This is a genomic window from Streptomyces sp. NPDC088354, from assembly GCF_044753585.1.
Lineage (GTDB): Bacteria > Actinomycetota > Actinomycetes > Streptomycetales > Streptomycetaceae > Actinacidiphila.
Genome location: NZ_JBIVNJ010000016.1, coordinates 110816 through 135457, shown reverse-complemented (window position 1 = coordinate 135457; position 24642 = coordinate 110816). Strand labels below are relative to the sequence as shown.

The window sequence follows — 24642 nt, the reverse complement described above, 5'->3', positions numbered from 1 at the left end:
GTCTGCGTGGCCGGTCAGGCGCCGATGAGCTTGGCGAACTTGCCCTCGAAGGCGGTCTCCTCGTCGGCGGAGAGGGACCGGAAGGGATGGGCCTTCGCCTTCATCTCCTCATTGGGGATGATCAGCGGGTTGCCGGCCACGTCCTTGTCGATCTTGAGCAGCTCCTCGTACACGCCGGCGCAGGGCGTGATGTAGTTGACCCATGCCGACAGTTCGGCGGCGATCGCGGGCTGGTAGTACCAGTCCATGAGCCGCTCGGCGTTCTTGCGGTGCTTGGAGCCCGCCGGGACCAGCATGTTGTCCGTCGAGTAGATGTAGCCGACGTCGGGGATCACGAACTTGATCTCGGGGTTGTCGGCCTGCAGCTGGACCAGGTCACCGGCCCAGGCCACGCACGCCGCGATGTTCCCCGAGGCCAGGCCGTCGGTGTACTCGTTGCCGGTGAACTGGCGGATCTGCTTGCTGTCCACGGCCTTCTGAACCCTGGCCACGGCGGCGTCGAAGTCGTCGGCGGTGAAGGACTCCGGCTTCTTGCCGAGGTCCAGCAGCGTCATGCCGATGGTGTCGCGCATCTCGCTCAGCATCGCGACCCGGCCCTTGAGCGCGGGGTCGTCCAGCAGCTGGGAGACGCTGGCGACCTTCTTCCCCTTGGTGGCCTTCTCGTTGTACGCGATGACCGTGGCGATGCCCTGCCAGGGGTAGGAGTGGGCGCGCCCGGGGTCCCAGTCGGGGTTGCGGAAACGCTGCTCCAGGTTGGTGTAGGCGTTCGGCAGGTAGGTGGGGTCCAGCGGCTGGGCCCAGCCCAGGCGGATCATCCGGGCGGCCATCCAGTCGGTGAGGACGACCAGGTCGCGGCCGGTGGACTGACCGGCCGCGAGCTGCGGCTTGATCTTGGCGAAGAACTCGACGTTGTCGGTGATGTCGTCGGTGTACTTGACCTTGATCCCGGTCTTCTTCTCGAAGGCCTCCAGGGTCGGCATGTGCTTCTCGTCGTCGCTCATGTCGATGTAGAGCTGCCAGTTGGAGAAGACCAGCGACTTGTCCTTGTCGGACAGGTCGTCGCTCTTGACCCCGCCCTGGTTGTTGGTGGCGGCCGGGATGCCGCACGCGCTCAGCGCCCCGGCGCCCGCGACACCGAGACCGGCGCCGAGCACCCGGCGCCGGCTGAGCGAGGCCCTCCCGCTGGTCAGGCTGCGTTCCCACGCGTTGCGCACGGGCTCGGACAGACCCTCGAACATCTCCATGGCGGTGCTGCCTCCAGGGGCGGTATTGCGTGGGACGGACGGGCGTACGGGCCGGTGGGGGCGGTCCGGGGGGCGGCCGGGTCAGCGGTCGCCGAAGACGGTGCGGTGCCACTCCTTGCGGGCCACCGCGGTGTTGTCGTACATCACGTGCTTGACCTGGGTGTACTCGTCGAAGGAGTACGCGGACATGTCCTTGCCGTAGCCGGAGGCCTTGGCGCCGCCGTGCGGCATCTCGCTGATGATCGGGATGTGGTCGTTCACCCAGACGCACCCCGCCTTGATCTCGCGGGTGGCGCGGCCGGCGCGGAAGACGTCCCGGGTCCAGGCGGACGCCGCCAGGCCGTACGGCGTGTCGTTGGCCAGGTCCAGACCCTCATCATCGCTGTCGAACGGCAGCACGACCAGTACCGGACCGAAGATCTCGGACTGGACGATCTCGCTGTCCTGGGCGGCGCCGGTGATCAGCGTCGGCCGGTAGAAGGCGCCCGGGGCCGCGGGGGCCTCGCCGCCGGTGACGACGGTGGCGTAGGAGCGGGCGCGCTCCACGAAACCGGCGACACGGTCGCGCTGGGCGTGCGAGATCAGCGGCCCGAGGTCGGTCTTGGCGTCGAAGGGGTCGCCCACGCGGATGCCGGCGAAGAGGTCGGCGACCGAGGTGACGAAGGCGTCGTACAGCGGGCGCTGCACATAGGCGCGGGTCGCCGCCGTGCAGTCCTGACCGGTGTTGATCAGGGCACCGGCGACGGCGCCGTGCACGGCCGCCTCCAGGTCGGCGTCGTCGAAGACGACGAACGGCGCCTTGCCCCCGAGCTCCAGGTGCAGGCGCTTGACCGTGGCGGTCGCGATCTCGGCGACGCGCCTGCCGACGGCGGTGGAGCCGGTGAAGGAGGTCATCGCGACGTCGGGGTGGCCCACCAGGTGCTCCCCCGCGGGCCGGCCGGCACCGGCGACGATGTTGACCACGCCGTCCGGGATGCCGGCCTCGCCCGCCGCCTGGGCGAACATCAGCGAGGTCAGCGGCGTCAGCTCGGCGGGCTTGAGCACGATGGTGTTGCCCGCGGCGATGGCCGGCAGGATCTTCCAGGCGGCCATCTGCAGCGGGTAGTTCCAGGGCGCGACGGAGCCGACGACACCGACCGGCTCGCGGCGCACGTAGGACGTGTGGTCGCCGGAGTACTCGCCCGCGGCCCTGCCCTCCAGGTGGCGGGCGGCCCCGGCGAAGAAGGCGGTGTTGTCGATCGTGCCGGGGACGTCGAACTCGGTGGTCAGCCGCAGCGGCTTGCCGCACTGCAGGGACTCGGCCCAGGCGAACTCCGCCGCCCGTTCGGTCAGCACGGCCGCGAAACGGTGCATGGCGTCGGAGCGGGCGCCGGGGGTGGCGCCCGCCCAGCCGGGGAGGGCGGCCTTGGCGGCGGCGACGGCCGCGTCCACGTCAGCGGTGCCGGCCAGCGCGTACCGGTGCACGGCCTCGCCGGTGGCGGGGTCGGTCACGGTGTGGTCCTGGCCCGACGTGCCGGGGCGGAGTCCTCCGGCGATGTACTGGGCCCCCTCGGCGAACCGTTCCTGCACATCGAACGCGCCATGCGCACTGAGGGCCATCGTCTTCTCCTCGGATCCGCTCGGGCTGCGTGGCCAAAGCCTGGATTGGTGGACGATCCTGACAGAGTAGGCTCGCCCCAACAAGTGATTCCGTTGTTGCCTTTTGGTTACGCGACGAAATCTGTCTTAACCGGCGACGATCAGCGGATCGCCACGGTGGACAATGCCGAAAGCGGCCCGCGCCCGGCAACCGACACATCGCATGCCGTGCCCCGGCCGCCCTTACACCCTGCGGGCTACGGTGGCGGTGCCGCCCGCGGCCTTGCCCGCCCGACCGTCCGACCCGCCCGTCCCTCCCCCGGAGGTCGCACCGTGTTCCCCACCGTCGCCGAGGTCCTGCAGCTCGACGCGCTCCGGCGCGGGTCGCCGCAGGTCGTCGCCGGCGCGGAGGGGCTCAACCGGCCGGTGCGCTGGGTGCACGTCAGCGAGCTCGCCGACATCGCCGGCATGCTGCACGGCGGCGAACTGGTGCTGACCACGGGTGTCATGCTCCCCGACGACAAGGAGCCGCTGGCCCGGTACATCGACGACCTCGCCGACGTCGGCGCCGCGGGTCTGGTCGTCGAACTCGGCCGCCGGTACGCCGACACCCTGCCGCGGCCCCTGGTGCGGGCCGCCGAACGGCGCGGGCTGACGCTCGTCGCGCTCCGCAACGAGGTGCGGTTCGTCGCCGTCACCGAGGCCGTGCACGCGCACGTCGTGGACGCCCAGCTCAGCGAGTTGCGGGCCTCCGAGGCAGTCCACCAGACCTTCAACGAGCTGTCCGTCGAGGGCGCCGAGGCCGACGAGATCGTCCGCGAGGTCGCGCGCATCGCGGGCGCGCCCGTCGTCCTGGAGAACCTCTCCCACCAAGTGCTCGCCTTCGACCCGGCCGGGCACGACCCGCAGGCGCTGCTCGACGGCTGGGAACGCCGCAGCCGCGGCGTCGCCCCGGCCGGCCGCACCGGCCACGACCCCCGCACCGGCTGGCTGGTCACCGGCGTCGGCGCCCGCGGCCGCGACTGGGGGCGGCTGGTCGTCGTCGGCGAACCCGTGCCGGACTCCGCGGCCGCGCCCGACGCACGCCCGCACCCGCACACTGTCCTCCTGGAACGCGGCGCCGCCACCCTGGCCCTGAACCGCCTGCTGGAACGCGACCGCGAATCGCTGGAGCGACAGACCCACCGCACACTGCTGTCCGGAGTCCTCACCCACGCCCTCACCGTCTCCGACGTCGCCCTGCGCGCCCGGGCGATCGGCGTGCCCCTGGAAGGGCGCCGGCTCGTGGGCGTCATGCTGCGGCTGCGCGGCGCGGGCGTCGCCGCGGCACTGGAGGCGCAGGCCAGGCTGCGGGACTTCACCGAGACCGCCGCCCAGGCCGTGCGCGACCGCGGACTCACCGCGCTCACCGGCGCCCTCGACGACGGCGCGGTCGGCGTCCTGGTCTCCCTCGGCCCCACCGACGACGAGCACACCGCGCTGGAGGGCTTCGCCGCGGCGCTCACCCGGCTCACCGAGACCGCCCCGGACGGCGGCCCCGCCTTCGTCATGGCCGCCGGCTCGTCCGTCGGATCGCTGCGCGACGCCCGCCGGACCCTGCTGGAGGCCGCCCAGGTCGCGGACGCCGCGCTGCACGGGGCCCGGAAGGAGGGGGGCAGGGCGCAGCCCTCCGACACACGGGCGGCGGGCGGCGGGCGGGCCTACTACCGACTGCCGGACGTGCGGCTGCGCGGGCTCCTGCACCTGCTGCGCGACGACGCCCGCCTGCAGACCTACGTCGAGCGCGAACTCGGCCCGTTGCTGGCACACGACGCCGAGCACGGCACGGACCTGGTGCGCATCCTCGCCGTCTACCTGGAGAGCGGCCGCAACAAGTCCGCGGCGGCGGACGCCGCGCACCTGTCACGGCCGTCCTTCTACGACCGGCTGCACCGCGTCGAGCGCGTCCTCGGCGTCGACCTGGACCAGGTGGAGTCCTGCCTGTCGCTGCACGTGGCGCTGCTCGCGCTGGAGGCGGTGCGGCGGTAGGTCACGGCAGCGACAACTCCCAGTAGGTGTAGTCGTAGGCGAAGCCCGGGGCGATCTCGACCTGGAACCTGCCGTCCGGGTCGTCGTCCGGCACGATCACGGTGACCTCGGACGACGACGTCGCACCGGAGCGCAGTTCCCCTGGCAGCAGGCCGCTCTGCGAGACGTCCTCCAGGGTGTCCTCGTCCTCCTCCTCGGCATAGGCGTTGGCCTCGGATTCGGATGTGTCGGCGGTCCCGTCGCCGGTGTTCTCCACGGTCACGGTGAACGTCACCGCGGTGCCGTCGGAGGCCGCCCCCGCGGGCACGTCGTCGGCCACCCGCGCGGCGGAGACGGTCACCACCACGCCGTCGTCGTAGGTCACGGGGCTCTCGGCGTCCGCCGGCATGCCGTACTCGGCGCCGTCCGCACTGATGAGCTCGTCGTCCGCCGGGTCGAACCAGCCGCCGTTGATCCCGCCGACCACCAGCGCGATCATCGCGCCGGAGACCACCACGGACAGGATGCCGAGGATCAGGCCGGTGAGCGCCTGGCCGCGGTTGGTCGCCTCGCCGCGGCCCGCGATGCGCAGCCCCACGATGCCGAAGGCGAGCGCGGCCAGCCCCATCGGAAGGCCGAGGAACGCCCCGAAGCACGCGATGCCGAGGATGGTGCCGATGATGCCGAGCACCATCGCGGTGACCCCGAACCCGTTGCGCGGCGCGGGCTGCCCCCAGGCCCCGTACGGGCCCCCGGGGTAATGGGGGAGTCCCGGGTAGCCCGGGTTCTCGGGGTATCCGGGGTAGCCGGGGTAGCCCGGGTAACCGGGGTACCCCGGATGCTGCCCCTGCGGGGGAACGGCACCCCACGGGCTGTACGGGTACGGCTGGGTCGGTGCCTGGGTCTGCGGCTGCGGCGCCGGAGCGTCGGCGGGCACCGGCCGCTTCGTCATCTCCACACCGGGCGCCTGCGGTATGGGCGGCGGGACCCACGGGTCCCCCGGCGCCGGGGAGTCCGCCTGCGCCTGAGGCGGCACGGCGGCCGCGGGATACCCCCACGGGGCCGGCTGCGGCGGCGCCCACGGATTCCCCTGCGGCTGCGGCTGCGGTGCGGCGCCGTATCCGGACCCGGACACCGGCGCCGCCCACGGATCCCGCGCCACCTCGGCGGCCCGGTGGTCCGCCGGTCGCTCCGGTTCCGGCACCTGCGGCGGCACCGCCCCGAACTCCCGCACAGGGACGTCCCCGTCCGGCGTCGCCACGGACCCGGCCCCGTCCGCCGGCACCGTCACCGGCTCCGGCGCGGGCGGCGGTACGGGCGCCACCGGCGCGTCGGGCTTCACCGTGCCGAACGTCCGGGTACGGACGTCCTCGTCCGGGGCGGCGTCGGCCGGTGCCGTGTCCTCGACCGGTTCGGCGGCCGCGGGGACGGTCTCCACCGCGTCGTCACCTTCCGGAGCCGCAGCGGCGGCCGCCGCGTCCTCGGGCGCGTCCGCCGGGGACCGGCGGAAGGCGCGGGTGCGGTCGTCGGGGGTGTCGTCCGGCGGCGGGACGGGGGGTCTGGCGGGGGAGGCGTCGTGGGGCCCCGGGGTGTCGCGGTCGTCGGACATCGCTGGCTTCCTCCTGGCTACGTCGGGCAATGCTATGGCCTGCGAAGACTGCGGACCGCAACAATTTCGCGTCTACCATGGCCGTTGCCGCCGAGCCTCAGGAGGATCACCGCATGTCCGACACCGCGCCCGCCCTCGACGCCTTCATCGCGGGGCTGCCGAAGGCCGAACTCCACGTCCACCACGTGGGTTCCGCCTCGCCCCGCATCGTCGCCGAGCTGGCAGCGCGGCACCCGGATTCGAAGGTGCCCTCCGACCCCGCCGCACTCGCCGAGTACTTCAGCTTCCGGGACTTCGCGCACTTCATCGAGGTCTACCTGTCCGTCGTCGACCTGATCCGCGACGCGGAGGACGTGCGCCTGCTCACGTACGAGGTCGCCCGGGACATGGCACGGCAGAACATCCGCTACGCCGAGCTGACCGTGACCCCGTACAGCTCGGTGCGGCGCGGCATCCCGGACCGGGCGTTCGTGGAGGCCATCGAGGACGCGCGCACGGCGGCCGAGAAGGAGCTCGGCATCGTGCTGCGCTGGTGCTTCGACATCCCCGGCGAGGCCGGCCTGGCCTCCGCGGAGGAGACCGCGCGCATCGCCACCGAACTGCGCCCGGAGGGCCTGGTGAGCTTCGGCCTCGGCGGCCCGGAGATCGGCGTGCCCCGCCCGCAGTTCAAGCCGTACTTCGACCGTGCCCGCGCGGCCGGCCTGCACAGCGTGCCGCACGCGGGCGAGACCACCGGCCCGCAGACCATCTGGGACGCGCTGAACGAGCTGGGCGCCGAGCGGATCGGCCACGGCACCAGCGCCACTCAGGACCCGCGGCTGCTGGAGCACTTGGCCGAGCACCGCATCCCGCTGGAGGTCTGCCCGACCTCCAACATCGCCACCCGCGCGGTGGCCACGCTCGACGAGCACCCGATCAAGCAGATGGCCGCCGCGGGCGTGCTGGTCACGATCAACAGCGACGACCCGCCGATGTTCGGCACCGACCTGAACTCCGAATACGCGGTCGCCGCCCGTCTGCTGGAGCTGGACGAGGCGGGCGTGGCCGCGCTGGCCAGGAACGCCGTCGAGGCGTCCTTCCTCGACACCGACGGCAAGGCCCGGCTGTCCGCCGAGATCGACGCACACCTGGCCGGATGGCAGCGCTAGCCGTCGCCCATCGCGGCGACCCGTACCGCCACCGCGAGAACACCCTGCCCTCGCTGCGCAGCGCGCTGCGCGCGGGGGCGGACGCGGTGGAGGTGGACGTGCGGGTGACCCGTGACGGCGTGCCGGTGCTGCTGCACGATCCCACCCTGACGCGGCTGTGGGGCCTGGACGCCGCCCTCGCGGAGCTGCCGTCGGCCGCCCTGCCGCCGGGGGTCCCGACGCTGTACGAGGCACTGGGCGCCGTGGAGGGCTGCCGGGCGCTGGTCGACATGACCGTGCCCGAGTCGGCGCCCGCGGTGCTGGCCGCGGTGCGGGACGCGGGGGCGGAGGACCGGACGTACTACTGCGGCGAGGCCGCGGCGATGCTCGCGGTCCGGGACCGCGACCCGGCCGCGGAGATCGCGCTGACCTGGAAGACCGCGGCACCGGTACCCCCGCTGCTGCTCACGGAGTTGCGGCCGCGGTGGATCAATCTGCGCTTCGGCCTGGTGCGCAGCCCCCTGGTGGCCTGGGCGCGCGGCGAGGGCCTGCTGGTGGGGGCGTGGACGGCGGACCTGCGGCGTACGATGCGCCGGCTGGAGCGGCTGGGCGTGGACGCCATCACCTCCAACCGCATCGAGGTGCTGCTCGGCGAGCTCGGCGGCCGGCCGGCCCCTCCCGCCCGGCCCTGACGGCGGGCGCGCGCCCGGCACGGCCGCCTCAGGCCGCGGCGCCCGCGCCTGACACCGGCTCAGCCGGGGCGGCGGTCGCCGCCGGCATCGCCTCCAGCCGCTTGATCATGCGGCGCAGGATCAGCAGCGGGACGACACCGAACACGCCGAACGCCATGTCGACCGGCATCCACCACAGCGGCAGGCCCCGGATCGGGATGCAGATCGCGGCGAGCGGGATGACCCCGGCGCACGCGATCATGGCCCACTCCACGATCCAGATGTTGCGCACCGCGTCGCGCCAGACACCGTAGAAGGCGACGGCGATCACCAGGTGGGCGAAGGCGAGCCAGTCCGTTCCGTAGAACAGGAACGGGTACTGGGCGTCGGTGGCGTCCGCCCCTTCCCGCACGTGGGAGATCCAGTCGCCCACGAACCCGGGCAGACCCCATCCGTCCACCCAGCGCACCTCGTGGACCAGCGGGAACGCCGTCACACCGCTCAGCACCAGGCACACCACAAAGACGACCAGCCACCCGCGGATGCGCTGTTCGAGCGCTCTTCGTTCCTCCATGATCCGGAGCGTACGCGGACATGCCACGGCCCCGGGCACAGGGGGTGCCCGGGGCCGGCGCTGTGCCCGCGGGGGGCGGCGGGGTCAGCCGTCCAGCGAGGTCATGACGTGCTTGACGCGGGTGTAGTCCTCGAAGCCGTAGCCCGACAGGTCCTTGCCGTAGCCGGACTTCTTGAAGCCGCCGTGCGGCATCTCGGCGACCAGCGGGATGTGCGTGTTGATCCACACGCAGCCGAAGTCGAGGCGCTTGGACATGCGCATCGCGCGTGCGTGGTCCTTGGTCCACACCGAGGACGCCAGCGCGTAGTCGACGCCGTTGGCCCAGGTGACGGCCTGGTCCTCGTCGGTGAAGGACTGGACGGTGATGACCGGGCCGAAGACCTCGTTCTGGATGATCTCGTCGTCCTGCTTGAGGCCGGACACCACGGTCGGGGCGTAGAAGTAGCCCTTGTCGCCGACCCGGTGGCCGCCGGTCTCGACCTTGGCGTGCGCGGGCAGGCGCTCGATGAAGCCGGTGACCTGGGCGAGCTGGTTGGCGTTGTTGAGCGGGCCGTAGAGCACGTCCTCGTCGTCCGGGGCGCCGGTCTTGGTGTCGGCGGCGGCCTTGGCGAGCTGGGCGACGAACTCGTCGTGGATGGACTCGTGGACGAGCACGCGGGTGGCGGCGGTGCAGTCCTGGCCGGCGTTGAAGTAGCCGGCGACGGCGATGTCCTCGACGGCCTTGGCGATGTCGGTGTCCTGGAAGACCACGACCGGGGCCTTGCCGCCCAGCTCCAGGTGGACCCGCTTGACGTCCTTGGCGGCGCTGGCCGCGACCTGCATGCCGGCCCGTACGGAGCCGGTGATGGAGGCCATGGCGGGGGTGGCGTGCTCGACCATCAGCCGGCCGGTGTCGCGGTCGCCGCAGACGACGTTGAAGATGCCCTTGGGCAGGTCCAGTTCGGCGAGGACGCCGCCGATGATCTCGGCGATCAGCACGGTCGAGGCGGGAGTGGTGTCCGAGGGCTTCAGGACGACGGTGTTGCCCGCGGCGATCGCCGGGGCGAACTTCCACACGGCCATCATCATCGGGTAGTTCCACGGCGCCACCTGGGCGCAGACGCCGACCGGCTCACGGCGGACGATGGAGGTCATCCCGTCCATGTACTCGCCGGCGGAGCGGCCCTCCAGCATGCGGGCGGCGCCTGCGAAGAAGCGGATCTGGTCGACCATCGGCGGGATTTCCTCGCTCGCGGTCAGCCCGATCGGCTTGCCGGTGTTCTCGCTCTCGACGGCCACCAGCTCGTCGGCGCGCGCCTCGAAGGCGTCGGCGATCTTCAGCAGCGCCTTCTGGCGCTCGGAGGGCGTCTTGTCGCGCCAGACCGGGAAGGCGGCCGCGGCCGCCGCCATGGCGGCGTCGACGTCGGCGGCACCGGACAGCGGGGCGGTCGCATAGGCCTCGCCGGTGACCGGGTTCACCACGTCCGTGGTGCGCCCGTCTGCGGCGTCGCGGAATTCTCCGTTGATGTAGTTGCGCAAGATACGGAGCTCGCTCACTGCACCTCTCCCTGTCCTGTCCGATGTGTGAGACGCCCCCAGAGTACCCACACCACTGCCGTATTCGACATAGCCGAAACTCCGCGACAATGGATTCCGCGCGTTTAGAGCTCCAAAACTGCGGATTTCATTGATCAGGGGTTGCGCGACTGCTGACCTCTCATGCACAGTGTGGTCCGTGGCCACTCGTACTCCGGATCCCAGGGGCGCCAACGGCGCCTTTGTGATCGACTCCGTCTCCAAGGCGATCATCGAACAGCTCCAGGAGGACGGCAGGCGTCCGTACGCCGCCATCGGCAAGGCCGTTGGCCTGTCCGAGGCGGCGGTGCGGCAGCGCGTCCAGAAGCTGCTCGACCAGGGCGTCATGCAGATCGTCGCCGTCACCGACCCGCTCACCGTGGGATTCCGGCGGCAGGCGATGGTCGGCATCAACGTCGACGGCGACATCGAACCCGTCGCCGACGCGCTCGCCTCGATGACGGAGGTCGAGTACGTCGTCGTCACCGCCGGCTCCTTCGATCTGCTGATCGAGATCGTCTGCGAGGACGACGACCATCTCCTGGAGATGATCAACAAGCGGATCCGCACGCTGCCCGGCGTGCGGTCCACCGAGAGCTTCGTCTACCTCAAGCTCCGGAAGCAGACCTACACCTGGGGAACCAGATAGCCATGAGCGCGGACCTTTCCAAGACCGCGTACGACCACCTGTGGATGCACTTCACCCGCATGTCGTCGTACGAGAACGCCCCTGTGCCGACCATCGTGCGCGGCGAGGGCACGTACATCTACGACGACAAGGGCAAGCGGTACCTCGACGGGCTCGCGGGCCTGTTCGTGGTCAACGCCGGTCACGGCCGGGCCGAACTCGCCGAGACCGCCTACAAGCAGGCCCAGGAGCTGGCCTTCTTCCCGGTCTGGAGCTACGCCCACCCCAAGGCCGTGGAGCTGGCCGAGCGGCTGGCGAACTACGCCCCCGGCGACCTGAACAAGGTCTTCTTCACCACCGGCGGCGGTGAGGCGGTCGAGACCGCCTGGAAGCTGGCCAAGCAGTACTTCAAGCTCAAGGGCAAGCCGACCAAGTACAAGGTCATCTCGCGCGCCGTCGCCTACCACGGCACCCCGCAGGGCGCCCTGTCCATCACGGGCCTGCCGGGCCTGAAGGCCCCCTTCGAGCCGCTGGTCCCCGGCGCGTTCAAGGTGCCCAACACCAACATCTACCGCGCCCCGATCTTCGGCGACGACCCCGAGGCCTTCGGCCGCTGGGCGGCCGACCAGATCGAGCAGCAGATCCTCTTCGAGGGCCCCGACACCGTCGCGGCCGTCTTCCTGGAGCCCGTGCAGAACGCCGGCGGCTGCTTCCCGCCGCCGCCCGGCTACTTCCAGCGGGTCCGCGAGATCTGCGACCAGTACGACGTGCTGCTCGTCTCCGACGAGGTCATCTGCGCCTTCGGGCGGCTCGGCACCATGTTCGCGTGCGACAAGTTCGGCTACGTCCCGGACATGATCACCTGCGCCAAGGGCATGACGTCGGGCTACTCCCCCATCGGCGCGTGCATCATCTCCGACCGCATCGCCGAGCCCTTCTACAAGGGTGAGAACACCTTCCTGCACGGCTACACCTTCGGCGGCCACCCGGTGTCGTCCGCGGTCGCGCTGGCCAACTTCGACATCTTCGAGCGCGAGCAGCTCAACCAGCACGTGCTCGACAACGAGGGCGCCTTCCGCGCCACCCTGGAGAAGCTCCACGACCTGCCGATCGTCGGCGACGTCCGCGGCAACGGCTTCTTCTACGGCATCGAACTGGTCAAGGACAAGGCCACCAAGGAGACCTTCACCGACGAGGAGACCGAGCGCGTCCTGTACGGCTTCCTCAGCAAGGCGCTCTTCGAGAACGGCCTCTACTGCCGCGCCGACGACCGCGGTGACCCGGTCGTCCAGCTGGCCCCGCCGCTGATCGCCGACCAGTCGACCTTCGACGAGATCGAGGGCGTTCTGCGCACGGTGCTGACGGAGGCCTGGACCAAGCTCTGACGTCGCGCCGGGGGCCGGTTCGCCTCCGAAGGAGCCCCCGGCCGGTGTGCGGACACCGGCCGGGGGCTCCTTCGGCCTTCTCGCCGCAAGCCCGCCGGGTCACAACAGCTAGGCCGCACGGGTGGCCGCGCGCCGGATGCCCCACGGCAACCGCGGCGCGGGGGCCCCGGGCGCGTAGCGTGCCCCAGTGACCCGGACTCCCCGCGTTCGTTAGAGGCCAACGTGAACCCACCCGACAACGACGTGCTGTGGGCCCGCGGCCTGCGCCACACGCACGACCGCTCACCCGCCCTGCTCGGTGTGTCCCTGGGCGTGCGGGAGGGCGAGATCCTCGGCATCCTCGGCCCGCACGGCGCCGGGAAGACGACTCTGCTGCGCTGCCTGTCCGGCGAACTGCTGCCGGAGCAGGGCGAGGTGTGGTTCAACAGCGCACCCGTGCACACCCTCGGCAGCGCCGCGCGCGAACGGCTGCGCCGCGAGCGGTTCGGCTGGGTCGAGAGCACCCCGCAACTGCTGCCCGAACTGACGGTCCGTGAGAACGCCGCGCTGCCGCTGCTGCTGGCCGGCATCCCCTACCGCACCGCCCGCGCCGCCGCCCAGGACTGGCTGGACCGCCTCGACATCGGCGGCGCCGCTCGCAAGCGCCCCGGCCAGTTGCTCCAGGCCGAACGCCAGCGCGTGGCGATCGCCCGGGCCCTGGTCAACCGGCCCGCCGTGGTGTTCGCGGACGAACCGACCGCCCCGCTGCACCGCGCCGACCGCTCCCAGGTGCTGCGCATGCTGACCAGCGCCGCGCGCTCGCACGGCATCACGGTCGTCCTGGCGTCCAACGAACCCGAGGTCGTCTCGCTCGCCGACCGGGTCGTCACCCTCATCGACGGACGCCCCGTCGCGGGCATGCCGCAGCAGGACCGGGAGGGCGCCGACTCGTGCTCAGCCTCCGTGTAGCGCTCGGCTCGCGGCCGGACGTCCTCGCACGCCGGCTGCTGGTCGTGGCGGCGGCCGCGGGCACCGGTTTCCTGCTGCTCGCCACCCTGGGCCACGCCCTGACCCACACCGGGGACACCGCCCGCGGGCTGATCCGGCTCGCGTGGTGCGCCGTGCCGTTCGCCGCCACCGTCCACCTGTCGGTGTTCGTGGCGCGGACGGAGCCCAGCGGGCGCCTGCACGCCGGCCTGTCCGCGGCCGGGCTCGGGCGGCACGGGCTGCCCCTCCTGGGGGCGGCGAGCACGGCGCTCAGCACCGGGCTCGGAGTCCTGCTCGCGCTGCTGGCCTTCCTCCACCTGCGCGGCGACCTGCCCGGCTCGCCACTGAGCGGCGCCGCCGCCGGACCGCTCGGCGCGGACCGCCCGCTGCCGGTGGTGGGCGCGCTCACGCTGCTCGCCCTGGTGCCGGTGGTCTCCGCCGTGGCGACCGCGTACTGCCTGCGGGCGGCGCGCGCGGCGGCCACCGACGAGACGGTCGTCCGCACGCCGCCCACCGGACTGCCCTGGGGTGCGGCGCTCACCACGATCGGCCTGGCCATCGAGATCACCGCCGCCCACGACGCGCGCAGGACCGCGACCGGCACCCTCTTCCCGCTGCCCGGCGGCCTCGGCGGGGTCGCCCCGGCCGTCGCGGGCGGCTGGATCCTCATCGCCATCGGCCTGGTCCTGGCCATGCCGGGTCTGCTCCACGAGTGCGGCCGCCTCCTGGCCTCCTGCCGTCCGACCGCGCTGCGCCTGCTCGCCGGGCGCGCCCTGCAGGAGGAGGCCCCCCGCGTCGGACGGCCCCTCGGTGTGCTCTGCGCGGTGTGCGCCGCCGGGCTGGCCACGACGGCCCGGCTCGACGCGGGCGCCGAGCCGCTCGGCCCGCTGACCGTCCTCGGCGCCACGCTGGTCGCGGTCGCGGCCGCCGCCACCGCGCTCACCGCGACCGTCGACGCCAAGCGGGCCCGGCGCCCCTCGACGTCGGCCCTCACCCGCCTCGGCGCGCCCGCCTCCCTGCTGCGGTCCGCCGCCACCCTGCGTACGACCACCGCGCTCGTCCTGGTGGCCCCGGTCACCTGGCTGGTCTCCCACCTCGGCGCCCTCCCGCTGCCGTAGTGGGCCCCGGGCCCGGCACCGTCCGGGCCCCGCGATGGACCGGGGCGCCCGATTCCCCTCCTCGAACCGGGCGCCCCTCATCCCCCGATCGTGCGACCCGCGACGGACCCGCCCGCGGGCGCTCGCTATCGTGGCGGGCGTGCAACAGCCGCCCCGCGACATCGAGATCGAGACCCTGGACGAGTTCGACCGCGTCGCCGCGTCGGGCTCCCTGCGCGGACACCGCGTGCAGTCGGTCGATCTGACGACCCGTACCTTCGCCCTGCTCTCCGCGGACACCGCCGAGGCCGTGTTCCTGGGGTGCCCTATGGAGCCGGAGGCCGCCGCGCACGTCCGCGCCACGGGCGCCCTGGTCTTCCCGCCCGTCCCTGAGCTGCCCTTCGACCCGTACCGGGGCTCGCTCTACACCCCGGACGCCCTGTACGAGGGCCTGACCGGCCCCGACGGGTACGACGCGACGCCCGACGCGCACGCGTACCAGTGGTTCCTGCGCACCCGCGCCACAGGCGACATCTTCGGCTCGATGCTCCGCAGCATCCACGACGACGCCGTCTCCGACGCCTTCGACGAACTCCTCACCGGGGCCCGTGTCGTCGGTGTCATGGGCGGCCACGCCATGGCCCGCGGCACCGACGCCTACGCGGGCGCGGCCCGCCTCGGCCGTGCGCTGGCCCGCGAGGGCCTGACGGTGGCCACCGGCGGCGGCCCCGGCGCCATGGAGGCGGCCAACCTCGGGGCGTACGCCGCTCCCTTCGACGACGCGATGCTCAAGGACGCGCTGGACACGCTCGCGCAGGTCCCCTCCTTCCGGCCCTCCATCACCGACTGGGCCCGCGCCGTCTTCGCCGTGCGCGACCGCTACCCCGGTGGCGGCGCGTCCGTCGGCGTGCCGACCTGGTTCTACGGTCACGAGCCGCCGAACGCCTTCGCCGCGCACATCGCCAAGTACTTCGCCAACGCCACCCGCGAGGACGGCCTGCTGGCCCGCTGCACCGCGGGCGTGGTCTTCCTCCCGGGCGCGGCCGGCACCGTGCAGGAGATCTTCGACAACACCACGCCCAACTACTACGAGTCGAACGGCGCCCCGCGCCCCATGGTGCTGGTCGACGAGGAGCACTGGACGACCCGTCTCCCGGCCTGGCCCCTCCTCCAGTCCCTCGCCGAGGGCCGCAGCATGGCGCCGCGCATCGCCCTGGTGGACTCCATCGAGGACGCCCCCAGGGCGCTGGCACGCCTGTCGGCGGACGCGGCCCAGTAGACCGGCGTCCCGGCCCTCGCGGTGCGGGGGCCGGGACTTCCCCGGTCGGACGTGGACCGGGTCGGCAGCCGGAACGCGCTCACGGCGCCGCAGACGACCACCACTGTGCGCCGACCGAGGCGTCCGCCAGGCCGGTGCGCGAACGCGGGGGCGTGCTACCGGAGGCGCCGCCCGGACCTCAGGAGGCCCCGAGGACCACGACCTCGTCGGCGGCGAAGGCGACGCCGACCGTCTCCCCCTCGGCGGGCGCGTCGCGCAGGGCGCACGAGGCCTCCAGGCGCGGCCCGCCGGCGGGCTCCAGCACGAGGGTGACCTGGTCGCCGCGGAAGGTGCGGGCGACCACCGTGCAGGGCAGCCCCTGTTCGGCGGGTACGAGCCGCACCGCGGCGGGGCGCACCAGGAGCCGGCCGGGCCCCTGCGGTGACCCGGGCGGGACGGGGATCTCGCCCCAGGGGGTGGCGGCGGCGTCGCCGGTGACGGTCGCGGCCGGCACGTTGCCGAACCCGAGGAAGCGGGCCACGAACTCCGACGCGGGCCGCCGCCAGACCTCCAGCGGCGTGCCGGCCTGTTCGACACGCCCGTCGCGCATGACGACGACGCGGTCGGCGAGCGCGAAGGCCTCGCCCTGGTCGTGGGTGACGGCGAGCACGGTCGTGCCCAGCCGGCGGAAGAGTTCGCGCAGTTCGACCACGAGGCGTTCACGCAGCCCGCGGTCGAGCTGACCGAGCGGCTCGTCCAGCATGAGCAGTCGCGGCTCGGGCGCGAGCGCGCGGGCCAGCGCGACCCGCTGCTGCTCACCGCCGGACAGGGACGCCACGGCGCGCCGCTGCGCGCCGGGGAGCCCGACCAACTCCAGCAACTCCCCCACGGCGCGCTCTCGTTCGGCCCGTCGCGCGCCGCGCATGCGCAGGCCGAAGCCGACGTTGCCCGCGACGTCGTGCTGCGGGAAGAGCTGGTGGTCCTGGAACATCAGGCCGACCCCGCGCCGGTGCACCGGTACGCCCGTCTGGTCGCGGCCGCCGAGCAGTACGCGCCCGGCGTCGAGCGGCTGCAGGCCGGCCACGGCGCGCAGCATCGTGGATTTGCCGCCGCCGCTGGGCCCCAGCACGCACACCGTCTCGTGCTCGGCCACCTCCAGGTCCACGGCGTCCAGGGCGGCCCGTCCGCCGAAGCGCACCGTGGCGCCGTCCAGTTGCAGCAGGGCCATCAGAACTCCCCCGAACCGTCGGCGCCGTGCACGCCCTGAATGCGGATACGTTCCAGCGCCAGCAGCGCGCCCGCGCACACCAGCATCAGCACGGTGCTCAGCGCCATCGCCTGCCCGTGGTTGAGCTCGCCGGCCCGGCCCAGCAGCCGGGCCACCGCGACCGGCAGTGTGGGGTTGTCGGGCCGCGCGATGAAGACCGTCGCCCCGAACTCGCCCAGGGAGACGGCGAAAGCGAAGCCCGCCGCCACCAGCAGGGACCGCCGCACGAGCGGCAGGTCCACCTCGCGCCACGCGCGCAGCGGCGACGCGCCGAGCACCGCGGCCGCCTCGCGCAGCCGCTCGTCCACGGCACGCAGTACCGGCAGCATGGTGCGCACCACGAAGGGCACACCGACCAGCGCCTGGGCGAGCGGTACCAGGATCCACGAGGACCGCAGGTCCAGCGGGGGCTCGTCGAGGGTGATCAGGAAACCGAAGCCGATGGTGACGGCGGAGGTGCCCAGCGGCAGCATGAGCAGTGCGTCGAAGCCGCGGACGAGCCGGCCGGCGCGCCGGGTGAGCGCGGCCGCCGCCAGACCGCCGATGACCAGGGCGATCCCGGTCGCCGCGGCGGCGTACTCCAGTGAGTTCCACACCGCGCCCACCGGCGCGACCCCGAAGGTGCCGCCGCCCGCGCCCGCCGAGCCGAGCGCGCGGTAGAAGTCCAGGCCGTAGCCGTCGGGGCCGTCCAGCGACCGTTCGACCAGCACGCCGAGCGGCACCAGGATCAGCAGCGCGGCCACTGCGAGCGTCCCGGTCAGCAGCGCCCACTCGCCCGCGCCGCGCGGCCGCCGCGCCGTTCCGGCCGGGTCGACCAGGCGCAGCGCGCTCTCGCGGCGGCGTACGGTCCGGGCGTGCACGGCCAGGATCCCGACGACGGCGGCGAACTGGACGATCGTCAGCACGGCGGCCGTCGGCAGGTCCAGCAGCTGGGCGGTCTCCCGGTAGATCTCCACCTCCAGGGTGGAGTAGGTGGGCCCGCCGAGGATCTGCACGACCCCGAAGGAGGTGAAGGTGAAGAGGAACACCATGACCGCGGCCGCCGCCACGGACGGCGCGAGCGCGGGCAGCGTCACGCGCCGCCACGCCGCCGACCGCCCGGCGCCCAGCACCCGCGCGGCCTCCTCCTGCCGCGGGTCGAGCTGCGACCACAGGCCGCCCACGGTCCGTACGACCACGGCGTAGTTGAAGAAGACGTGCGCCAGCAGGATCGCCCACACCGTGGTGTCCAGGCGCACCCCCCACAGCTCGTCCAGCAGCCCGCCCCGGCCCAGCAGCGCCAGGAACGCCGAGCCGACGACCACCGTCGGCAGTACGAAGGGCACGGTCACCACCGCGCGCAGCAGTTGCCGCCCTGGGAAGTCGAAGCGCGCGAACACATAGGCGCCGGGCAGGGCGATCGCCAGGGTGAGCGCGGTCGAGGCCGCGGCCTGCCAGCAGGTGAACCACAGCACGTGCAGGATGTCGGGGTCGCCCAGCACGTCGGCGAACCGGCCGAGCCGCCACCGGCCGCCCTCGCGGAGCCCGCGGGTGACGATGGCGGCGACCGGATAGCCGAAGAACACCGCGAAGAAGGCGGCCGGCAGCGCCATCAGGCCGAGCCGCACGGCGTACGGCCGCAGGGCGGCCGTACGCATCGGGCTCGTTCCGGTCACTTCAGCACGAGCGAGGACCACGTCTTGACCCACTGCTCACGGTTCGCCGCGATCCTCTTCGGCTCGACGGTGGCGGAACCGCTGATCACCGGCGCGTACTTGGTGAAGACCTCGGGCAGCTTCGCATCGTCCCGGACGGGGTTGACGAACATGCTGAGCGGCATGTCCTCCTGGAAGGTGCGGCTCAGCAGGAAGTCGACGAGCGCCTTGCCGCCCTCGGTGTTCTTCGCACCGTCCAGCAGCCCGGCGAACTCGATCTGCCGGAAGCAGGTGGCCGTCGCCACGCCGGTCGGGCTCTCCTTGGGCTGCTCCTTGAGCGCGAGCACCTCGGCGGGCGGGCTGGACGCGTACGACACGACCAGCGGCTTGTCGCCCTTGCCGCCGCCGGCGCCCGAGAAGTCGTCGTAGTAGGCCTGCTCCCAGCCGTCGACGACCTGGACGCCGTTGGCCTTGAGCTTGGTCCAGTAGTCCTGCCAGCCCCCGTCGCCGTACTTCGCGGTGGTCGCCAGCAGGAAGGCCAGCCCCGGGGAGGAGGTCGCGGCGTTCTCCGTGACCAGCAGGTCCTTGTACGCCGGCTTGACCAGGTCGTCGAAGGTCTGCGGGACGGGCACCTTGTGCGCGGCGAACCAGGCGCGGTCGTAGTTGACGCACACGTCGCCGAAGTCGACGGGCGTGACCCGGTGCTCGGCGCCGTCGAGCTGGAGGGCGGCGGGGACCTTGTCCAGGTCCTTCGCCTCGTACGGCGTGAACAGGCCGTTGTCCAGGGCGCGGGAGAGCAGGGTGTTGTCGACGCCGAAGAAGACGTCGCCCTGCGGGTTGCCCTTGGAGAGGACGGCCTGGTTGACCGCCGCGCCCGCGTCGCCGCCGCGCAGGACCTTCACCGTGTAACCGGTCTGCTGGGTGAAGGCCTTCAGCACGGCCTTCGAGGCGGCGAAGGAGTCGTGGCTGACCAGAGTGACGGTCTTGGAACCGCCGCGGGAGGCGTCATCGTCGCCTCCGCCGCAGGCCGCGAGGGACGCCGCGCCCAGCGCGACGACGAGGGCGGTGCCGGCGGCACGCCGACGGATGGTGCTCATCAAGTGACTCCCTACGCCGGTATGACCCGGATCAGGTTCGAGGGTCTGCGGCCGTGCCGCACTCTCAGCGCTGTGTGCGCTCCCCTGTCGGATGTTCTCTTGTCGACCGACCGTTCAGGGCCGTTCACGGCAAACCGCCGCAATCGACCGCCACCCTAGCAAGCGCCTCTCAGCGCTCGGAAGCCGCCAGCTGCCCGCAGGCCCCGTCGATCTCCTGACCCCGGGTGTCCCGCACGGTCACCGGCACGCCGTGCGCCTCCAGCGCCGCGACGAACGCCCGCTCGTCCTCGGGCCGCGACGCCGTCCACTTCGAGCCCGGCGTCGGGTTGAGCGGGATCAGGTTGACGTGCACGCGCTTGCCCTTGAGCAGCCGGCCCAGCAGATCGGCGCGCCAGGCCTGGTCGTTGATGTCCCGGATCAGCGCGTACTCGATGGAGACGCGCCGCCCGGACACGTCCGCGTAGTGCCATGCGGCGTCCAGCACCTCACGCACCTTCCAGCGCGTGTTCACCGGCACCAGGGTGTCGCGGAGCTCGTCGTCGGGCGCGTGCAGCGACACCGCGAGACGGCACTTGAAGCCCTCGTCCGCGAACCGGAGCATCGCCGGCACCAGGCCGACCGTGGAGACGGTGATGCCGCGCTGCGACAGCCCCAGCCCGTCCGGCTCGGGGTCGGTCAGCCGGCGGATGGCACCCACCACCCGCTTGTAGTTCGCCAGCGGCTCGCCCATGCCCATGAAGACGATGTTCGACAGCCGCGCCGGCCCGCCCGGGATCTCCCCGTCGCGCAGCGCGCGCATGCCCGCCACGATCTGGTGCACGATCTCGCCGGTGGACAGGTTCCGGTCCAGCCCGGCCTGCCCGGTCGCGCAGAACGGGCAGTTCATGCCGCAACCGGCCTGGGAGCTGATGCACATCGTCACGCGGTCCGGGTAGCGCATCAGCACCGACTCGACCAGCGTCCCGTCGAACAGCCGCCACAGCGTCTTGCGCGTCGTGTCGTTGTCCGTGCTGCTGTGCCGCACGACCGACATCAGGTCCGGCAGCAGCCCTTCCGCCAGCTTCCCGCGCGCCGCCGCCGGAATGTCCGTCCACGCGGCCGGATCGTCCGTGTACCGCGCGAAGTAGTGCTGCGACAGCTGCTTGGCCCGGAACGGCTTCTCCCCCAGCTCCGCGACCACCTCCCGCCGCTCGTCGGGCGTGAGGTCGGCAAGGTGCCGCGGCGGCTTCTTGGCGGCGCGCGGCGCGACGAAGGTGAGTTCTCCGGGTGCAGGCATGGTGCGTCCAGTGTCGCAGATCGTTTGGGGCCGCCCGGTTCGGCCTGGTGAGGCCCCCGTCACCCTCGGGCGTCCCTCCTCCGCCGGGGCGGCGCCTCGTCCGGACGTCGAGTCCGGCCTTCACCTGGTGACTGCGTGCGGCGCGCCGGAAGACGTGTCGCCGGAGGCCGACGGGCGACAATCCCGGCGACACCGAGCCTTCCCGGTCACCGGACGTCGAGCGCCCACCGTACGTACCGGTCCTTGGGCTCGAACCCGGCCTTCTCGTAGATCCCGAACGCCCCGCTGGGATTCGCCGAGTCCACGCTCAGGCTCGCCTTCCCGTAGCCCTGGTCGGCGGCGCGGCGCAGCGCGTGACCGATCAGCCCGCCGGCGACGCCGCGTCTGCGGTACTCCCGGAGCGTCCCGATGAGCATGAAGTAGGCCTCGCGCACGCCGGTGGCCGCTGTGTCGGCGTCCCACGACATGGTCACCAGCATGCCCGCCGGGGCTCCGTTCGCCACGTCCCGGAGCAGGAAGCTGACCTCGGGCCGGAAGCTGTGGTTGGTGATCTTGTTTTTCCAGGCGTCCGCGGGCACCGGGACGGTACCCCAGTGGTCCTTGAACGCCTCGTTCCGGATCATCCGGAACTCCTCGTCGTTCTGCTCCGACCACGGCTCGACCCGCAGCCCGTCGGGGATCGCCGTGTCCGGGATCTCGCCGCGCAGCGGGTGCTCCATGGACTGGTAGTAGCGGGCCGGCGCGAACCCCTGGGAGCGGAAGAGCTCGGCCGCGCCGGGGATGTGCTCGCACTGCTGGGCCTCCACCACGAGCTTCAGCGTCGGGTGATGCAGCGCGTGCAACGCCTTCGCGCCCGCCGTCCCGGCCTTCAGCAACACGGTGCCGATGCCCTGGCGACGGTAGTCCGGGTGCACCCCGCCGTCGACCATGACCCGGTGTGTCCCCTCGGCGGTCGGCTTGTACACGGCCTTCGTGTAGCCGACCATCACGTCGCCGTCGAAGGCGGCGAGGCTCGCGCGCTCCAGGTCCGCGTAGGGATCCACCAGTTCCTGGAGAGTGTCCTCCTCGTCGTAGTGCTCGCCGGTCCTGTCTGCGGCCTCCATGGCCTTGAGGAGGTCGGCCGACGCCTTCGCGTCCCCGATGGTGAGCGGTCGCCACGTCAGGTTGGTGGATTCCTCGTCCATCCGGCCGACGGTAGTGACACCCACCGCACGGTGTCGCTCGGTTTTCGTGACGAGGACCGGAGGCGCGGTGGCACACTCCCGGGACCCTGCTCCGGCCGGCGACGCGACGGCCCTCACCGCCGTCGTCGGGCCGGGCACGGCAGAGCCGTGATGCATGCCAGGACCGGGCGGCGTTCGGACCCGTACCGGCCCGGTCGCGGCCCGCCGGGCGGCCCGCCATATGCTCGCATGTACTTCGATTGCTGCCGACCCGCGCATCGCCGTCCCCGGAGAGTTCCTGTTCGGACGGCCGGTGCCCGGGCGGTCTTGTTGCGAGTGGCGGATTCACACAGTGAGCAGTTCCCCGACGGCCGTTCTCTTCGATCTTGACGGCGTCCTGCTGGACAGCCGGCGTGCCGTGCGGCAGGCGGTCCTCGGAGTCGCCGGCGCCGTACTGGGCAAGCCCTTCGACGAGGGCGAACTGCCCGCGGATCTCGATCACCTGCGCCATGACGAACTCCTGGCGCATCTCGGCGTGGTCGATCAGGAGATCGCGTTCGGGACACCGTGGGAAGTGGCGTTGGGCGTGGCCATGCGGAACGCGTCGCCCTTCCCCGGTGCGGTCGAGGTTCTGCGTGACCTCGCCGCCGCGGGCACGGAGATCGGGGTGGTGACCATGCAGCCCCGCAGCCGGGTCGCATGGATGATCCCTCAGGAGATCTCGTCGTACTTCTCCGTGGTGGTCGGCTGGGGCGACGCGGAGCCGAAGCCCTCGGGGGCAGGCATCCTGCTCGCTCTCGACCGCTTGGGCGTGCCGCCTGGCCGCGCCTGCTTCGTGGGGGACAGCCCCAGTGACATCGCGGCAGCCTCGGCCGCCGGTGTCCCGTCGATCGGTGCGGCGTGGGGGTACACCGGGCCCGCTCTGGAGAGCTCGGGTCCCACTGTTCTCGTGCACGCCCTGACACATGTGCCGGACGCCGCACGGCGCCTGCTGGGGCCGGCGTAGGCGGAGGTTCGCCCTGGCCGGGGCGGGACGCGCCGACCGTCACGCCACCGCGATCCCGTGGTCAGGAGCCGTCCACCTTCTGCGGATATCGTGCGCCGGTACTGCGACACGGGCCGGCTCGGGCAGCGGCGGACTGGGAGTGAGTGATGAGCACGTCGGCCACCACCGGCACCGGAGAGCTGAAGCGGCGCCTGGGCGTGGCCGATGCCGTGCTGATCGGGCTCGGATCGATGATCGGTGCCGGGATCTTCGCGGCTCTCGCCCCGGCCGCCTCCGCGGCCGGGTCCGGGCTGCTGCTCGGCCTCGCCCTCGCGGCGGTGGTGGCGTACTGCAACGCCACCTCCTCGGCCAGGCTGGCGGCCCGCTATCCGCAGTCGGGCGGCACCTATGTGTACGGGCGGGAGAGGCTCGGGGACTTCTGGGGCTATCTGGCCGGATGGGGCTTCGTCGTCGGCAAGACCGCCTCCTGCGCGGCGATGGCCCTGACCGTGGGCTCCTACGTCTGGCCGGACCATGCCCACGCGGTCGCGGTCGCCGCGGTGGTCGGGCTCACCGCGGTGAACTACGCCGGGGTGCAGAAGTCCGCGCTGCTGACCCGGGCGATCGTCGCGGTGGTCCTGGCGGTGCTCGCCGCGGTGATCACCGCCTGCCTGACCTCCGGCACCACCGAGGCGGCCCGCCTCGGCGTCGGCGCCGACGCCGGCCTCGGCGGCGTACTCCAAGCGGCCGGGCTGCTGTTCTTCGCCTTCGCCGGGTACGCGCGCATCGCCACCCTCGGCGAGGAGGTCCGCGACCCCGCGAGGACCATCCCCCGCGCGATCCCGCTGGCGCTCGGCATCACCCTGGTCGTCTACGCGGCCGTCGCCGTGTCCGTCCTGCTCGTCCTGGGCCCCGCCGGCCTCGCCCGCACTGCCGCCCCTCTGGTCGAGGCCGTGCGATCGGCCGGGATGCCCGCGCTGGCGCCCGTCGTGCGGGCCGGCGCGGCGGTGGCCGCGCTCGGCTCGCTGCTCGCCCTGATCCTGGGCGTCTCGCGCACCACGCTGGCGATGGCCCGCGACCGGCACCTGCCGCACGCCCTCGCCGCCGTCCACCCCCGCTTCCACGTCCCGCACCGCGCCGAACTCGCCGTCGGCGCGGTCGTCGCCGTCCTGGCCGCCACGACGGACGTGCGCGGCGCGATCGGCTTCTCCTCCTTCGGCGTGCTGGCCTACTACGCCGTCGCCAACGCCTCCGCCTGGACCCTGACCGCCGCCGAGGGCCGTCCCGCCCGCGTCGTCCCGATCGCGGGCACGGCCGGCTGCCTCGTGCTGGCCTTCGCGCTCCCCCCGGCCTCCGTCCTGACCGGCGCCGCGGTGATCGCCGCCGGCGCTGCCGTGTACGGGCTGCGCAAGGCGGCGACCCGTCGCGCCTGACGGAACCGCCCGCGACCCCCGCGTCCCGGGGCGCGCCCAACACCGCACCGTGTGGCGCCCGTTCAGGACCGCACACCGTGACAGTCCTG

20 protein-coding genes and 1 riboswitch are annotated in these 24642 nt (G+C 72.8%); of the genes, 10 read left to right on the top strand and 10 right to left on the bottom strand.

All coding sequences use genetic code 11. The features are described from left to right. Positions 1–14: 14 nt before the first annotated feature. Both ACIP98_RS23565 and ACIP98_RS23560 read right to left on the bottom strand, forming a co-directional pair. A complete protein-coding gene (locus tag ACIP98_RS23565) occupies positions 15–1244 on the bottom strand; it encodes a spermidine/putrescine ABC transporter substrate-binding protein (protein WP_319659683.1) in 1230 nt (409 codons plus the stop codon). 81 nt (positions 1245–1325) lie between these two features. Continuing rightward, entirely contained in the window at positions 1326–2843 is a 1518-nt protein-coding gene (locus tag ACIP98_RS23560) for a gamma-aminobutyraldehyde dehydrogenase (protein WP_319659684.1), read from the bottom strand. Between the two features lie 312 nt (positions 2844–3155). Between ACIP98_RS23560 and ACIP98_RS23555 the strand changes: the two genes are divergently transcribed. After that, positions 3156–4850: a PucR family transcriptional regulator gene (locus ACIP98_RS23555; RefSeq protein WP_401977795.1), complete on the top strand. Its 1695-nt coding sequence runs from the start codon at positions 3156–3158 to the stop codon at positions 4848–4850. A 1-nt stretch (position 4851) separates the two neighbouring features. Here ACIP98_RS23555 and ACIP98_RS23550 read toward each other — a convergent pair whose 3' ends face one another. Continuing rightward, the gene (locus tag ACIP98_RS23550) at positions 4852–6438 is read right to left on the bottom strand and encodes a hypothetical protein (RefSeq protein WP_401977793.1); all 1587 of its coding nucleotides are present in this window, start codon (positions 6436–6438) and stop codon (positions 4852–4854) included. A 113-nt stretch (positions 6439–6551) separates the two neighbouring features. Here ACIP98_RS23550 and ACIP98_RS23545 point away from each other — a divergent pair, with 113 nt between their 5' ends. Together ACIP98_RS23545 and ACIP98_RS23540 are read left to right on the top strand one after the other, a co-directional pair. Then, positions 6552–7586 (top strand): adenosine deaminase, encoded by a 1035-nt coding sequence (locus ACIP98_RS23545; RefSeq protein ID WP_319659687.1) that lies wholly within the window; start codon positions 6552–6554, stop codon positions 7584–7586. Next, entirely contained in the window at positions 7574–8257 is a 684-nt protein-coding gene (locus tag ACIP98_RS23540; RefSeq protein WP_401977791.1) for a glycerophosphodiester phosphodiesterase, read from the top strand. The genes ACIP98_RS23545 and ACIP98_RS23540 overlap by 13 nt, the downstream gene beginning before the upstream one ends. A 28-nt stretch (positions 8258–8285) precedes the next feature. Here the strand turns inward: ACIP98_RS23540 and ACIP98_RS23535 are convergent, their stop codons facing one another. After that, positions 8286–8810: a hypothetical protein gene (locus tag ACIP98_RS23535; protein WP_319659689.1), complete on the bottom strand. Its 525-nt coding sequence runs from the start codon at positions 8808–8810 to the stop codon at positions 8286–8288. A gap of 84 nt (positions 8811–8894) precedes the next feature. Next, positions 8895–10346: a gamma-aminobutyraldehyde dehydrogenase gene (locus ACIP98_RS23530; RefSeq protein ID WP_401977789.1), complete on the bottom strand. Its 1452-nt coding sequence runs from the start codon at positions 10344–10346 to the stop codon at positions 8895–8897. A 178-nt stretch (positions 10347–10524) separates the two neighbouring features. Between ACIP98_RS23530 and ACIP98_RS23525 the strand changes: the two genes are divergently transcribed. The 5 genes from ACIP98_RS23525 (at position 10525) to ACIP98_RS23505 (ending at position 15719) form a co-directional block, all read left to right on the top strand. Further along, a complete protein-coding gene (locus tag ACIP98_RS23525; protein WP_319659691.1) occupies positions 10525–11013 on the top strand; it encodes an Lrp/AsnC family transcriptional regulator in 489 nt (162 codons plus the stop codon). A 2-nt stretch (positions 11014–11015) separates the two neighbouring features. Then, the gene (locus ACIP98_RS23520; RefSeq protein ID WP_401977787.1) at positions 11016–12377 is read left to right on the top strand and encodes an aspartate aminotransferase family protein; all 1362 of its coding nucleotides are present in this window, start codon (positions 11016–11018) and stop codon (positions 12375–12377) included. A 222-nt stretch (positions 12378–12599) separates the two neighbouring features. After that, positions 12600–13325, top strand: a complete 726-nt coding sequence (locus ACIP98_RS23515) for an ATP-binding cassette domain-containing protein (protein WP_319659693.1) — start codon at positions 12600–12602, stop codon at positions 13323–13325. Next, positions 13307–14461 (top strand): hypothetical protein, encoded by a 1155-nt coding sequence (locus tag ACIP98_RS23510; protein WP_401977785.1) that lies wholly within the window; start codon positions 13307–13309, stop codon positions 14459–14461. The genes ACIP98_RS23515 and ACIP98_RS23510 overlap by 19 nt, the downstream gene beginning before the upstream one ends. 130 nt (positions 14462–14591) lie before the next feature. Further along, complete coding sequence (locus ACIP98_RS23505; protein ID WP_401977783.1) at positions 14592–15719, top strand: LOG family protein; 1128 nt, start codon at positions 14592–14594, stop codon at positions 15717–15719. 178 nt (positions 15720–15897) lie between these two features. On the opposite strand, the gene ACIP98_RS23500 is transcribed toward ACIP98_RS23505, so the two are convergent. The 5 genes from ACIP98_RS23500 to ACIP98_RS23480 all read right to left on the bottom strand — a co-directional run bounded on the left by ACIP98_RS23500 (position 15898) and on the right by ACIP98_RS23480 (position 22156). Further along, entirely contained in the window at positions 15898–16926 is a 1029-nt protein-coding gene (locus tag ACIP98_RS23500) for an ABC transporter ATP-binding protein (protein ID WP_401977781.1), read from the bottom strand. Continuing rightward, on the bottom strand, positions 16926–18602 hold the full coding sequence (locus tag ACIP98_RS23495; RefSeq protein ID WP_401977779.1) for an ABC transporter permease: 1677 nt from the start codon (positions 18600–18602) through the stop codon (positions 16926–16928). Before ACIP98_RS23495 ends, ACIP98_RS23500 begins: the two co-directional genes overlap by 1 nt. 14 nt (positions 18603–18616) lie before the next feature. Next, entirely contained in the window at positions 18617–19696 is a 1080-nt protein-coding gene (locus ACIP98_RS23490; RefSeq protein WP_401977778.1) for a thiamine ABC transporter substrate binding subunit, read from the bottom strand. Further along, positions 19688–19792, bottom strand: a riboswitch (TPP riboswitch). Its footprint overlaps the gene before it by 9 nt. A 73-nt stretch (positions 19793–19865) precedes the next feature. Further along, positions 19866–20972, bottom strand: coding sequence for a 23S rRNA (adenine(2503)-C(2))-methyltransferase RlmN (gene rlmN, locus ACIP98_RS23485; protein ID WP_319659698.1), 1107 nt, complete (start codon positions 20970–20972; stop codon positions 19866–19868). Positions 20973–21178: 206 nt separating this feature from the next. After that, positions 21179–22156 (bottom strand): GNAT family N-acetyltransferase, encoded by a 978-nt coding sequence (locus tag ACIP98_RS23480; protein ID WP_401977777.1) that lies wholly within the window; start codon positions 22154–22156, stop codon positions 21179–21181. Between the two features lie 331 nt (positions 22157–22487). On the opposite strand from ACIP98_RS23480, the gene ACIP98_RS23475 reads away from it, so the two are divergent. Next, on the top strand, positions 22488–23141 hold the full coding sequence (locus ACIP98_RS23475) for an HAD family hydrolase (protein ID WP_401977775.1): 654 nt from the start codon (positions 22488–22490) through the stop codon (positions 23139–23141). A 146-nt stretch (positions 23142–23287) separates the two neighbouring features. Further along, a complete protein-coding gene (locus tag ACIP98_RS23470) occupies positions 23288–24553 on the top strand; it encodes an APC family permease (RefSeq protein WP_319659701.1) in 1266 nt (421 codons plus the stop codon). Positions 24554–24642: the final 89 nt, after the last annotated feature.